Genomic DNA, 12,934 nt, shown 5'->3' with positions numbered 1-12,934 from the left:
ACAGGAATTCGATGTTACACAGTTGCATCTCCCGGTCCTGAAACTGCTCATATTTGATTAATTTAAAGCCTCAAACAGATCTATGCGGACCCGCTTTCATTCCATACTGCTTGTAGTAATTGTAGTTCTTATTTGTTCCTGCACTCAAAAAAAGCCGCCGGCGCTTGTCTTCCAATCCGATTTCGGATTGAAAGACGGTGCGGTCAGCGCTATGAAAGGAGTAGCGATCGGCGTATCGCCTGATCTCGGTCTGTACGACCTCACCCACGAGATCCCGGCCTTCAATATCTGGGAAGCGGCTTACCGCCTGGAACAAACAGCGCCTTACTGGCCTGCCGGCACCGTATTCGTTTCGGTTGTAGACCCCGGCGTAGGCACCAGCCGGAAATCAGTGGTGATGCGCTCCAACAGCGGTCATTACTTTGTAACACCTGATAACGGAACGCTCACGCTCGTTGCAAAATCCCTCGGCATCAGTGAAGTTCGCGAAATAGACGAAGCCATCAACCGCCGACAGCAATCCGGACAATCCTACACTTTCCATGGGCGCGATGTATATGCTTACACCGGTGCAAGACTCGCCGCCGGCATCATCCGTTTCGAAGAAGTTGGAAAGCGGTTGCCCGATTCCGTTATCAGTATCCCATTTCAGCAAGCCATCAAAAATGCCGACACGCTCTCTGGAATGGTCCCGGTCCTCGATGTGCAATACGGCAATATCTGGACGAATATCCCGCAGAGTCTCCTCAGCAGTCTTTCCATTCATCCCGGGGATTCAGTACTGGTCCGTATCAATCACAGAGACAGCACTGTCTTTCAGCAGCGCATCCCTTTCGTTCATACGTTCGGCGATGTTCCCGAATCCCGGCCCATGGCCTATCTCAACAGCCTCATGCAATTCTCCTTGGCTATCAATATGGGGAACTTCGCAAATACTTATGGCATTCAGAGCGGGCCAGATTGGGTCGTAAAAATCTCAAGGCCGTGAGAGATAGGTAAGTCAGGCTGCGAAACGAACCAGCGCATTTGAATAATATTTGAACAGGGTTTGGTTGGATGGGGCGGTGTGGGTGCAAGGGCACCCACCCAAAACCAATAAGATCAAACTTCTCTCAATCTCCTCACATATTCATCCGTAAATTCTCCCACCTGCTTCCTTTTGTATTGCATGATGAACCTCGGATGTGGCAAAGGAATGATCTTTTCAAAGAGCTGATGCTTTTTGTTGAGTTGCCGGAATATTTTGAAGTTGGTGCCTTCGCCGAGACAGAAGCAGGTATTGGTTTCCGTTAGTATTTCTTTTTTTGTTTTCAGAATGGTATCGATGATAAAGGGCTCGCTGGCTTTCAGGAGCTCTTTGTCGTCATAGTAGTTGAGGTTGAGGCCGTTCTTTGTGAAACCGAGCGGGGAGAGGGCAGTGATGAAGAAATCTTTATAGAAGGCGTGGACGCCGCCATAGCGTTTGATCACATCATAAATGAAGATGGAGCTGAGCTCTGCTTTTTTAGGGAGATCATTTGGGATACCGCAATCTTCCTGTAATCGGATGGGATCTGTGAAGGGGACACCTGTAACACCGGCGCCGAAGCGGCCGGGGTTGATACCAAAAATAAATTTTCTGGGATGATGATCGTTGTAGAATTTGTTGTAGAAGATGGTGGCTAGTGCGCTGGAATCGTTGTTGGTAAAGGGATTCATGATGGCCACACCTTCCGGTAAATGGAAATCCGGACGAAGATTTTTCAGGAATTTAAGTATCGCATACGATTGCGTAAGTTTTGCTGTCATGACGCTGGTATCCTCAATTATGGTTATTATTGCCTCCTACAATTTTACTAAAATTTAAAGCATGGATCGCAGGTCATTTGTAAGAAATACCGGGATCGCTACCGCAGGGTTTGCCATACTTCCCGCTTCGCAACTTTTTGCTCAGCAACAAACAGTAAAGATAGGCATGATTGGTGTCGGCCTGAGAGGACAAAATCATCTTTCCAATCTTCTTCGCAGAAAGGATGTGGTATTGGCAGCGATCTGCGATATAGATGACAATATGTTGAAGCGTTCGCTCGACATGATCAAAAAAGCGGGCAAGGCAGAACCGAAGATCTTCAAAACGGACCCCTATGCCTGGAAGAAGCTCCTGGAGTTGAAAGAACTGGACGCCGTGATCATTTCCACACCCTGGGAATGGCATACGCAGATGATCATCGGATCGCTGGAGGCAGGTATCAAATATGTAGGCACAGAAGTGATGCTGGGTATTACGTTGCAGGACCACTGGGATGTGGTGAAAGCTGCAGAGCACCACAAGGGGCATGTGATGATGCTGGAAAATGTCTGCTACCGCCGTGATGTGTTGGCAGTTTTGAATATGGTGCGGCAGGGAATGTTCGGCGAGATCATTCACCTGCAGGGCGGCTATCAGCACGATCTTCGTGCCATCAAGTTCAATGATGGCAAGAGCAATAATACAGGCGTCGGGTTTGGTGAGAAAGGATATTCCGAAGCACGCTGGAGAACAGCGCATTCCATCCATCGTAACGGTGATCTGTATCCGACACATGGCATCGGGCCTGTTGCTGAAATGATCGATATCAACCGCGGTAACCGTTTCATCTCCCTTTCATCTTTTTCTACCAAGGCAAGAGGATTACATAATTATATTGTTGATCACAGCAGCGAACAACATCCCAACGCAAAAGTGAAATTCAAACTGGGGGATGTGGTCACTACCATGATCAACTGCGCCAATGGCGAAACCATCCTGTTGCAGCATGATACCAACCTGCCGCGTCCGTACTCTCTCGGTTTCCGCGTTCAGGGAACGAAGGGGATCTGGATGGATGTGAACGATAGCATTTACCTGGAAGGCACCAGTCCGAAAGGACATGTTTGGGAAGCGGCCCAGCCATACCTGGAAAAATACGATCACCCGCTCTGGGCACGCTGGAGCAAGGATACGGAAGGCGCTGGTCATGGTGGAATGGACTTCTTTGTGCTGCATGCATTTGTGGAATCCATCAAACGTAAAACAGCCACGCCGATGGATGTATACGATGGGGCCGCCTGGAGCGCTATCACCCCGCTCAGCGAAACCAGTATCGAACTGGGAAATCAGACTGTTGAATTCCCCGACTTCACAAGCGGCCAGTGGATGTTAAGGAAAAATGATTTTGCTTTGACCGACCAATATTGATCTGATGGAAAATATGCAGGCGATGGAGGCTGCCCTTCAGTTTGGCAAGGGCAAGCCTGTGATACAAGTTTTGAAAGGCGGTCTGATACACCACACTTACAAGGCTTCTTACGATGGTCAGGAGGCGCAGGTGGTGCTGCAATGCATCAACCGGACCATGTTCCATCATCCGGAAGATATCATTCATAATTACCAGCTCGTGTACGAGGCAGTACATGGAAAGGAAGGCATCACCATTCCTCCCATCATTCCCGCAAAAGATGGAAAACTGTACTGGATCGATAAGCATAACCAGTTCTGGCGCGCCATCCATTTTGTGGATGGTTCCTATACGGCGCTGGTGCCCATAGATGCGGCAGCAGCAAGACTTACGGCCAACTGCTTCGCCAATTTCACCAGCGCACTGGCATCGGTGGAGCTGAACCAGCTCCGCCCGGTGATCCCGCGCTTTCACGATCTGGCCATGCGCTACGAACAGTTCGAAAGGGCTGTACTAACGGCCACGCAAGACCGATTACTAACGGCCACGCATGTGATTGCAGAACTAAGGCAGCGTTATCACCTGGTGGAATTTTATAACGAAGTGGTGCGCAGGCCGGACCTCTTCCTGCAAAGAGTGATGCACCACGATTGCAAACTCAGCAATATCCTCCTGGATGTGAACACGCACCAGGCCATTTGTCCGGTTGACCTGGATACCGTGATGCCGGGCCTTTACTTCTCTGATCTTGGCGACATGATCCGCAGTATGGCCTGTTCGGTTGATGAGAACAGCACAGACTGGGAAGCCATCGCTATCAGGCCGGATTTTTATGACGCCATTGTGGAAGGTTATGCCAGCGGGATGGGAGACCAGTTAACGTCCGAAGAATTGAAACATCTTCATAAGGCAGGTTTGATGATGGTGTACATGCAGAGCCTTCGCTTCATTACCGATCATCTCAATAACGATGTGTACTACCAGATCAGTTACCCGGAACAGAACCTGAACAGGGCGCTGAACCAGCTGTTACTCCTGGAAAAACTGGAAGAATATGTGCCTGTAATGGTTGATTAGTGCATCCTGTCGCCTCGTACTTCGAGGCGTTGCATCAGGTCTGCCTCATAGGTCAGCCATTCTTCCCAGCGTTTTCTCACTTTATCTTTATTCACGTAAGTATCTGCAAGATCGATGAAGAGGCGGTAATGACCGGCTTCGCTTTCCATGAAGCGGCGGTAGAAATTGCGCAGGTATTCATCGTCCAGGCCCTCGCTTAATCTTTTGAAACGCTCGCAGCTGCGGGCTTCAATGAGGGCGAAGATGAGCAGCCTGTCGAGCAGTACATCTTCCTGGTTTCCTCCTTTATTCTGGAATACCATCAGTGCGTTCACGTATTCGTCCTTGCGTTGCTTGCCCAGGCGGAGTTTGCGCTTATCGAGCTCTGCGATCACAAGGCGGAAATGTCCCCATTCTTCCGTAACGATCGGGCTCAGTTCCCGCACCAGTTTATCTTTATCACTGTAACGTTGTATCAGCGAAATACAGCTGGTGGCTGCTTTCTGTTCACACCAGGCGTGGTCAGTAAGGATCTCTTCCAGGCTCATGCCGGCCAGGTCCACCCAGCGTGGATCGGTGGGCAACTGCAGGCCCAGGATATTTTTAGTATCTGTAAGCGGCGTACTCATGATGCAAAGGTAGCACAGAAGCCTGAAACCACAGACTGTGGCTGTCGCTCGCCTCCCGGCGAGTGACTTCTATTTGTTCGCCTCCGGCGAACACCGCGTCGCCGGAGGCGACTAAAAAAAAGTCACTCGCCGGGAGGCGGGCGACTGCCATCACCCTATACCTTTGTTGCATGCGCCAGGAAAACTTCCTCGAAAAAAAATTGCAGGAGCGGAAAGACCAACAGGCTTTCCGCTCATTGAAACTGCCTTCCGGTAAAACGGATTTCTGCTCCAATGATTATCTCGGCATCATTCATTACGGATTGCTGGAAACCTCCGAAGCGCACTGGCTGAAGCACGGTTCCGGCGGTTCCCGCCTGCTCGCGGGTAATGACGCATTAACGGAAAGCACGGAACAGCAACTCGCCGGTTTTCACCAGTCCGATGCAGCCCTGCTCTACAATTCAGGATACGATGCCAATCTTGGATTGCTGAGTGCTGTACCACAACGTGGAGACACTATCATTTACGATTCCCTCAGCCATGCCAGTATCCGCGATGGCATCCGGCTCAGTTTTGCACGATCATTTTCTTTTCGCCATAATGATCTGGCTGAACTGGAAAAAAGGTTACAGGCGGCCAGCGGCAATGTTTTCGTGGTAACCGAATCTGTATTCTCGATGGATGGGGATCAGGCGCCGCTGGAGGAAATGACAACCCTTTGCGAAAAATACAATGCTCACCTGATCGTTGATGAAGCCCATGCCACCGGCGTGATAGGAGAGCGGGGTGAAGGACTGGTGCAGCCCCTGCAATTGCAGCACCGCATTTTTGCAAGGGTGGTCACTTTCGGAAAGGCAGTGGGGTGTCATGGCGCCGTAGTCCTTGGCAGCCGCCTGCTGCGCGATTATCTCATCAATTTTTCCCGTTCGTTCATTTATACAACGGCGTTGCCGCAGTCGAGTGTGCGTGCTATCAGAGATGCCTATGCGCTTTTTCCGCAGATGAAAAAAGAGCGTGTCCTGCTGGCATCCATGATCAAAATGTTCCAGGAATCTACGCTGGCTTTTGAGAAGCTCTTGTCTTCCACACCTATCCAGGTGGTGGTGGTCCCCGGCAATGACGCAGTGAAAACTATCGCAGGCAAACTCCAGGATGCGGGTTTGGATGTCCGTCCGATCTTATATCCCACGGTTCCTAGAGGTGGAGAAAGGCTGAGGATCGTATTGCATGCTTTCAATACGGAGGCTGAAGTGAAGAAATTGCTAAGTCTTTTGCAGTAACATGGTGCTGCAGTCGCTCGCCTCCGGCGAGTGACTTTTATTTAGTCGCCTCCCGGCGACGCGGTGTTCGCCGGAGGCGAACTAATATGAGTCACTCGCCGGAGGCGAGCGACTGTCCGCATCCCGCTGCCCGACCTCCGCATCCCGCATCCCGCATCCCGCATCCCGCACCCCGCACCCCGCACCCCGCACCCCGCATCCCACACTCCGCATCTCAAGCAAATGCATTATATTTAATACGTGTATAAAATTCGGATAGTGATGATGGAGAGAACATCTACCAAAAAATTGATTACTTTTATCCGATTCTTTAAACCCTTCCGAGTTTATGCGACTTGTTCCCTTGCTGGTATCCGGCATTATTACGATTGGATTGATCGTTGCATTGAACAGACCATGGGGCCCTGTGCCGCCACTGGGAAGTTTCCTCAGCCCACAGCACGGCTGCTGGCAAAATGCTGAACCTGCCGATCAGTCTTTTTCCATCGACCTGAATTTTCCTGCGCTGAAAGAAAAAGTGAATGTGTACCTGGACGATCGCATGGTCCCCCATGTGTTTGCTCAGAATGACCACGATCTCTATTTCGTGCAGGGATACCTGCATGCCAAATTCCGCCTCTGGCAAATGGAATTCCAGACGCATGCCGCAGCAGGACGCCTCAGCGAGGTCCTCGGAGTAGGCCCGGACTCAGCTATCCTGAACAATGACCGCAATATGCGCCGTATCGGAATGGTTTTCGGCGCAAAGAACTCACTGAAGGAAATGGAAAGCGACCAAAGCACCAAAGAAGTGCTGGACGCCTACACAGCCGGTGTGAATGCTTTCGTGGAAAACTGTACTTACTCCGAGCTCCCGCTTGAATACAGGCTGCTCGACTATACTCCCGAAAAATGGAGCAATCTCAAAACAGCTCTTTTCCTGAAATACATGAGCTATGATCTGTCGGGAGAAGAAAATGATATCGAATACACCAACGCCAAATCCGTTTTCCCGAAAAATATTTTCGATAAACTTTATCCTGTTCAACCGGATTCGCTCGATCCCATCATTCCGAAGGGTACGCATTTCCAAACGCCTTTGGTGCATTCCGTTCAACCGGTGAATGCAGATTCCCTTTACTTCAACTGGAAGACGCCCGCACCAGTGCAACCGTTGAACAAGCCCGACAAAGACAATGGCAGCAATAATTGGGCAGTCAACGGCAGCAAGACCGCCAGCGGTTTTCCCATTCTCTGCAGCGATCCGCACCTGGGCCTCAACCTGCCTTCGCTCTGGTTCGAAATGCAATTGCATACGCCACAAAGCAATGCTTATGGCGTGAGCTTCCCCGGGGCGCCGGCCATCATCATCGGCTTCACAGACCAGATAGCCTGGGGCGTTACCAACAGCAGCCGCGATGTGAAAGATTATTATACCGTTCAATTCAGGGACGCATCCAAACAACAATACTGGTTCGACAGTGCCTGGAAAAGCTCCCTGATAGATGTTGAAGTGTTCAAAGTGAAAGGAGGACCTGATTTCAGGGATACCGTGGCTTACACCACCTGGGGGCCTGTGCAGTATGATGCCAGCTTCACCGGGGGACATCGCACATCAGGTGAAGTGAATTTAGCTGTAAGATGGAAAGCGCACGACGGCTCCAATGAGCTCAAAACATTCTGCCTGCTCAACCGCGCTACCAACTACGATGAATATCTTGCTGCCATCAAAAACTTTACCTGTCCTGGCCAGAACTTCGTGTTCGCGGCCAGGAACAATGATATCGCCATCTGGCAACAGGGAGAATTCCCTGATAAATGGGAGCGTCAGGGAGATTTCGTTATGCCGGGAGCTGATAGTACCTATCGCTGGCAGGCAATGATCCCGCAGGACCAGAACCCGCATATGCTGATCTCCGGTATGGTGCCGGAACGCGGCTTCGTGAGCAGCGCTAACCAACTGCCTGCTGATTCCACCTATCCCTGGTATCTCGGTGGCAGCTACAATCTCTACCGCGGACTGCTGATCAACCGGTATCTCCGCGAAATGAGCGGCATCACGGTAGACCAGATGAAGGAATTGCAAACGGAGAATTACAATGTGATGGCTGAAATGGCCATGCCATTGCTGTTGAAGAATATCGATGAAGAAAGCCTGATCGGGGAGGAACTCACTTATCTCAACCTCATCCGCAGCTGGAACCTGCGCAATGATCCAAAAGAAAAAGCAGCGTCCATTTTCAGTGACTGGATGGATCTGCTGGAAGCAGAAGTATGGAGCGATGAATTTGCGGCGGTCCCCAAGCCCTACAATTTCCCTGAACGCTATACAATGCTGGAAGGTATGTTGAAAGACACGGCCTTCCCGTTTGCCGACAATATCATTACACCGCAGGTGGAAACCATCCGCGATGTGGTTACTTCCGCTTTCAAAAAAGCTGTGCCCCGGCTCTCCAAAATGGAAAAAAATGGAAAACTGGAATGGAGTAAATACAAGGATTCAGGCATCAGGCACCTGCTTCGCCTGGGAGCGCTGAGCCGTTTCCATTTGACAACCGGCGGTGGCGCAGACATCATTAACGCCACCAAACAATTCCATGGACCGAGCTGGAGAATGGTTGTGCATCTCACTGAGAAAACAGAAGCCTATGGCATCTATCCCGGTGGACAAAGCGGCAATCCCGGCAGTAAATACTATGACAACATGGTAGACGATTGGGCCAAAGGCGCGTATCAGCCTCTCTGGATCATGAATGCCGAAGAAGCTAAAAGCAAGCAGGTTAAACACAAAATGACATTTCAAAAATAATTCACTCAGCGTATGAAACTCATTATCTCCATTCTGATCACTGCATTGCTGAGTTTTGTGGCAGGGCTTTTCCTGCCCTGGTGGACCATCGCTCCGGCCGCACTGGTAGTGGCTTTGTGCATCCATCAATCTCCATTCAAATCCTGGCTCACAGGTTTTCTCGCACTCTTCCTGTTATGGGGTGGACTGGCACTGGGCATCGATACAAAGAACCAGCATGTGCTGTCCGCCAAACTGGCTGAGATCTTTTCATTAGGCGGATCATCTTTCCTGCTCATACTGGTAACGGCCCTGGTAGGTGGGCTGGTAGCTGGTTTCGCAGCACTTACGGGAAGCTATATCCGTAAAAGACCAGCCGGGGAATAATGAAATAATGGAATGAAGGATTGCTGTGCCTTCTTATGATTAAAACTTTTCACAACAGTTCGTATCTTTGCCCTGTTTCAAAATTTTGACTGTCAGGCAAACGGTCGCAAAATTTTAAAAGATGGCATTACTACACAATCGCGTCTCCCAGAAGGAGTTGAAAGAATTATTGTATCAGGAAACTGATCCCCGCACCACCATTTCATTTTACCATTATTTTCCCATTGAGGACCCGCAAACGTTCAGGGACGAGCTGTATAAGGGATTGCATGCGCTGAAAGTGTTTGGAAGGATCTATGTGGCCAATGAAGGCATCAATGCCCAGATCAGCGCGCCTTCCGGCAATTACGGCGCTTTACAGGCTTATCTTTATTCCATTCCCCACCTGGATGGCCTGCGATTGAATATTGCCGTGGATGACGACGGAAAATCTTTCTGGGTACTCAAGATCAAAGTGCGCCCGAAGATCGTGGCGGACGGGATAGAAGATCCCTCTTTCGATATGCGCAATAAAGGGAAATATGTGACCGCAGAGCGAATGAATGAACTGCTGCAGGACCCCGATACCATTGTGGTGGATATGCGTAACCACTATGAATTTGAAGTGGGTCATTTTGAAAAGGCCGTTGAAGTGCCCAGTGATACTTTCCGGGAACAATTGCCAATGGCGGTGGACATGCTGAAAGACCAGCGCGATAAGAATATCGTGATGTACTGCACCGGCGGCATCCGCTGCGAAAAAGCCAGCGCCTACATGCTGCACAATGGATTCGACAATGTGTTCCACCTGGAAGGCGGCATTATCAATTATGCCAAACAGATCAAAGAAAAAGGACTGGAAAGTAAATTCATCGGAAAGAATTTCGTGTTCGATAACAGGATGGGAGAGCGTATCACGGAAGACGTGATTGCACATTGCCACCAGTGCGGACAACCGGCAGATGTTCACGTGAACTGCGCCAATGATGGTTGTCATCTTCTCTTCATTCAATGCACTGCCTGCGCTGAAAAATACCAGGGCACCTGCAGTGATGCCTGTCATCAAATGATCCAGCTTCCGGAAGAGGAGCAGAAAGCGGCCCGGCGCGGCGTGGAAAAAGGTGTACACACTTTCAATAAATCACGCTCAAGATTACGGCCACGTCTCAACGAAAAAGAATAAATAAGAAAGCTGTTGCCAGTCGCTCGCCTCCCGGCGAGTGACTTCTATTTGTTCGCCTCCTGGCGAACTACCTGATCCATTTCAGGCAAACAGGGTTTCCCACACTGAACTCATTACCGGTTGCTGTGAGCAGTCCTGTTTTTGAATTCCTGTTGTACACTTCCACTTTATCTGACCGTTGGTAAGCAACCAATAGAAAACGGCCTGTTGGATCGATAGTGAAATTGCGCGGGCCTTTGCCATTCAATTTTGCATTATCGATCAGTGTGAGCTTCCCGGTGCGCTGATCTATTTTGAAGATGGCGATATCATCCGATTGCCCCCGGTTAGACGCGTAAAGGAATTTTCCATCGGGGGAAACATGGATATCCGCACTGCCGATATCGCCTGTATAACTTTTAGCAATAGCCGAAATGGTCTGGAAAGTGTCCAGAATGCCGTGATGGTATTTCAAGGCCACCACATTGCCGCTCATTTCTTCCATCAGGTAGGCCCAGGGTTGGGTAGGATGGAAGTCGAGATGCCTTGGGCCTCCGCCGGGATTGGTGGTGGTGAAGGGATCTGCCGCCGGATGTACTTCCCCGGTTATTGGATCGAAATTATAGTTGAAGATCTTATCGAGTCCCAGGTCCTGAACAAAAAGATGTTTGTTGTCCGGAGAGAAAACGGTGGAATGCACATAAGGCTTTGTCTGTCTTTTGGGATCGATACCCCTGCCTTCATGCTGAATGGTTTGCGATGCAGGCTGCAGCGAGCCGTCTTCATTGACAGGAAATACAGAAAAATTTCCACCTGAATAGTTGCCAGCCGCCACCCACTTGCCTGTTTTATCAACTGAAATATAACAGGGATGGTCACCCCGTGTATTCTGCTGGTTCAGCAATTGTAAAGTGCCGGATTGATTGTTGAATGTAAAGGCGCTCACATTGGGTTTGTCTTTCCCCTCTTCATGCACGGCATATACATGTTTATTGTCGGGGCTCACTGCCAGGTATGAAGGATTATTGCAAGCTATTTTGCTCACCGGTTCACATTTGCCGTTGTCGAAACTATACACGTAGATGCCTTCGCTCTTGCCGGACGTATAAGTTCCGATGAGCAGGTATTGTTTGGCCTGGGAAAATCCCTGTATGGAGGTTGACATGATCAGCGCTGTTGTGAGTAGGTGTTTCATAACCGTAAAATACATAAAAAAAGCCGCTCCGGAGTTATGAAGGGCGGTTGTCGAAACGAACCGGCGCGGGAGGATCTTTTAGGGGCTTTTGGTTGGAGGGATTGGGCGGTTGTGCAGGGATGAACTGCTGTGCTTACGTTTCGAAGACCGGACCTTCGTAACCCATTCGCTAAGAGAAGCCGCGGGTGCAACTTTCGTTCTTGAATATTTTTTTGGACAGGGATCTGATTAAAATAAAATAGGGCATGGCTGATCGAAATTTTCATTTCGGGTAGCCATGCCCGCGCTTATGTTTTTTGTTCCATTTTATCAGGCGCATTAGAAGCTCAGGAGGAAAGGAATAGTTACAAACGAAACTGTTTCATTTTGTACTTACGCGTATTTTTTGAGGGCTTCCTCTGTTTTCTCAAAAGTGGCAGCCTCGCTGAGATTGCCGGGAATGAATTTTTCACCGATCACCTGCTCATATAATTCGATATAACGTTTGGAAATGGTGTTGATCCATTCGTCGGACATGGTGGGCACTTCCTGTCCTTCCTTACCCATGAAGTTGTTGGCGATCAGCCATTCCCTTACGAATTCCTTGCTGAGCTGCTTCTGGCGTTCGCCGGTCTGCTGGCGGGCTTCAAAGCCTGTAGCATAAAAATAACGGGAAGAATCGGGCGTATGGATCTCATCCATCAGGTAGATGGTATCACCGATCTTTCCGAATTCATATTTCGTATCCACAAGGATCAGTCCGCGCTCTGCGGCAATTTCCTTTCCTCTTGCGAATAACTGCAAGGCGTAACCGGAAAGTGCTTCCCATTCTTTTTCTGTAGCGATACCCTGGGCAATGATCTCCTCCTTGGAAATATCTTCATCATGTCCCGCCTCGGCCTTGGTGGATGGTGTTATGATGGGGGTGGGGAAGTAGTCGTTCTCTTTCAGTCCCTCAGGCATCTCAACGCCGCAAAGCGTGCGCTGGCCGCTACTGTAGGTTCTCCAGGCATGTCCTGTAAGGTTGCCTCTTACCACCATTTCAATCTTGAATGGAACGCATTTTTTACCAATGCTCACATTCGGTGCAGGAACTTCCAGTAACCAGTTTGGACATATATCTTTGGTTGCATTCAACATCCATGCAGCGATCTGGTTCAATACCTGTCCTTTATAAGGGATGGGCCTGGGAAGAATAACATCAAACGCAGAGATCCTGTCGGATGCAACCATCACGAGTAGTTGATCGCCGATAGTATATACATCACGGACCTTGCCTTTATAAAAGTTTGTCTGACCTTTGAATTCATACGCTTTCATGGCGCGAATATACTGACGATAT

General features: G+C 49.6%; 11 protein-coding genes. 7 read left to right on the top strand and 4 right to left on the bottom strand.

Translation table 11 applies throughout. The features are described from left to right. Positions 1-82 precede the first annotated feature (82 nt). Positions 83-988, top strand: coding sequence for an SAM hydrolase/SAM-dependent halogenase family protein (locus D9Y29_RS04730; protein WP_127125513.1), 906 nt, complete (start codon positions 83-85; stop codon positions 986-988). 113 nt (positions 989-1,101) lie between these two features. On the opposite strand, the gene D9Y29_RS04725 is transcribed toward D9Y29_RS04730, so the two are convergent. Continuing rightward, positions 1,102-1,788 (bottom strand): uracil-DNA glycosylase family protein, encoded by a 687-nt coding sequence (locus D9Y29_RS04725; protein WP_127125511.1) that lies wholly within the window; start codon positions 1,786-1,788, stop codon positions 1,102-1,104. A 61-nt stretch (positions 1,789-1,849) separates the two neighbouring features. Between D9Y29_RS04725 and D9Y29_RS04720 the strand changes: the two genes are divergently transcribed. Beyond that, on the top strand, positions 1,850-3,196 hold the full coding sequence (locus tag D9Y29_RS04720; RefSeq protein WP_127125509.1) for a Gfo/Idh/MocA family protein: 1,347 nt from the start codon (positions 1,850-1,852) through the stop codon (positions 3,194-3,196). A gap of 4 nt (positions 3,197-3,200) precedes the next feature. Continuing rightward, positions 3,201-4,253 (top strand): phosphotransferase enzyme family protein, encoded by a 1,053-nt coding sequence (locus D9Y29_RS04715; RefSeq protein WP_127125507.1) that lies wholly within the window; start codon positions 3,201-3,203, stop codon positions 4,251-4,253. Here the strand turns inward: D9Y29_RS04715 and D9Y29_RS04710 are convergent. Next, complete coding sequence (locus D9Y29_RS04710; RefSeq protein ID WP_127125505.1) at positions 4,250-4,861, bottom strand: MiaE family protein; 612 nt, start codon at positions 4,859-4,861, stop codon at positions 4,250-4,252. The genes D9Y29_RS04715 and D9Y29_RS04710 overlap by 4 nt on opposite strands. Positions 4,862-5,031: 170 nt before the next feature. Between D9Y29_RS04710 and D9Y29_RS04705 the strand changes: the two genes are divergently transcribed. The 4 genes from D9Y29_RS04705 (at position 5,032) to trhO (ending at position 10,439) form a co-directional block, all read left to right on the top strand. Beyond that, on the top strand, positions 5,032-6,123 hold the full coding sequence (locus D9Y29_RS04705) for an aminotransferase class I/II-fold pyridoxal phosphate-dependent enzyme (RefSeq protein WP_127125503.1): 1,092 nt from the start codon (positions 5,032-5,034) through the stop codon (positions 6,121-6,123). A gap of 328 nt (positions 6,124-6,451) precedes the next feature. Next, positions 6,452-8,911, top strand: a complete 2,460-nt coding sequence (locus D9Y29_RS04700) for a penicillin acylase family protein (RefSeq protein ID WP_127125501.1) — start codon at positions 6,452-6,454, stop codon at positions 8,909-8,911. Positions 8,912-8,923: 12 nt separating this feature from the next. After that, a complete protein-coding gene (locus tag D9Y29_RS04695; RefSeq protein WP_127125499.1) occupies positions 8,924-9,277 on the top strand; it encodes a hypothetical protein in 354 nt (117 codons plus the stop codon). Positions 9,278-9,398: 121 nt separating this feature from the next. Next, positions 9,399-10,439, top strand: a complete 1,041-nt coding sequence (gene trhO, locus D9Y29_RS04690; RefSeq protein WP_127125497.1) for an oxygen-dependent tRNA uridine(34) hydroxylase TrhO — start codon at positions 9,399-9,401, stop codon at positions 10,437-10,439. 67 nt (positions 10,440-10,506) lie between these two features. Here the strand turns inward: trhO and D9Y29_RS04685 are convergent, their stop codons facing one another. Both D9Y29_RS04685 and D9Y29_RS04680 read right to left on the bottom strand, forming a co-directional pair. Next, positions 10,507-11,613, bottom strand: coding sequence for a lactonase family protein (locus tag D9Y29_RS04685; RefSeq protein WP_127125495.1), 1,107 nt, complete (start codon positions 11,611-11,613; stop codon positions 10,507-10,509). A 372-nt stretch (positions 11,614-11,985) separates the two neighbouring features. Next, the gene (locus D9Y29_RS04680; protein ID WP_127125493.1) at positions 11,986-12,912 is read right to left on the bottom strand and encodes a phosphoribosylaminoimidazolesuccinocarboxamide synthase; all 927 of its coding nucleotides are present in this window, start codon (positions 12,910-12,912) and stop codon (positions 11,986-11,988) included. Between the last annotated feature and the right edge of the window lie 22 nt (positions 12,913-12,934).

This window comes from Pseudoflavitalea rhizosphaerae (assembly GCF_003991355.1).
Taxonomy (GTDB): Bacteria; Bacteroidota; Bacteroidia; order Chitinophagales; family Chitinophagaceae; genus Pseudobacter; species Pseudobacter rhizosphaerae.
This window is presented reverse-complemented; position numbering and strand designations above follow the sequence as displayed.

Coding starts and splice junctions, on each gene's coding strand:
- D9Y29_RS04700 (WP_127125501.1), top strand. CDS start 6,452: ATGCGACTTGTTCCCTTGCTGGTATCCGGCATTATTACGATTGGATTG.
- D9Y29_RS04705 (WP_127125503.1), top strand. CDS start 5,032: ATGCGCCAGGAAAACTTCCTCGAAAAAAAATTGCAGGAGCGGAAAGAC.
- D9Y29_RS04715 (WP_127125507.1), top strand. CDS start 3,201: ATGGAAAATATGCAGGCGATGGAGGCTGCCCTTCAGTTTGGCAAGGGC.
- D9Y29_RS04730 (WP_127125513.1), top strand. CDS start 83: ATGCGGACCCGCTTTCATTCCATACTGCTTGTAGTAATTGTAGTTCTT.
- D9Y29_RS04680 (WP_127125493.1), bottom strand. CDS start 12,912: ATGAAAGCGTATGAATTCAAAGGTCAGACAAACTTTTATAAAGGCAAG.
- trhO (WP_127125497.1), top strand. CDS start 9,399: ATGGCATTACTACACAATCGCGTCTCCCAGAAGGAGTTGAAAGAATTA.
- D9Y29_RS04710 (WP_127125505.1), bottom strand. CDS start 4,861: ATGAGTACGCCGCTTACAGATACTAAAAATATCCTGGGCCTGCAGTTG.
- D9Y29_RS04685 (WP_127125495.1), bottom strand. CDS start 11,613: ATGAAACACCTACTCACAACAGCGCTGATCATGTCAACCTCCATACAG.
- D9Y29_RS04695 (WP_127125499.1), top strand. CDS start 8,924: ATGAAACTCATTATCTCCATTCTGATCACTGCATTGCTGAGTTTTGTG.
- D9Y29_RS04720 (WP_127125509.1), top strand. CDS start 1,850: ATGGATCGCAGGTCATTTGTAAGAAATACCGGGATCGCTACCGCAGGG.
- D9Y29_RS04725 (WP_127125511.1), bottom strand. CDS start 1,788: ATGACAGCAAAACTTACGCAATCGTATGCGATACTTAAATTCCTGAAA.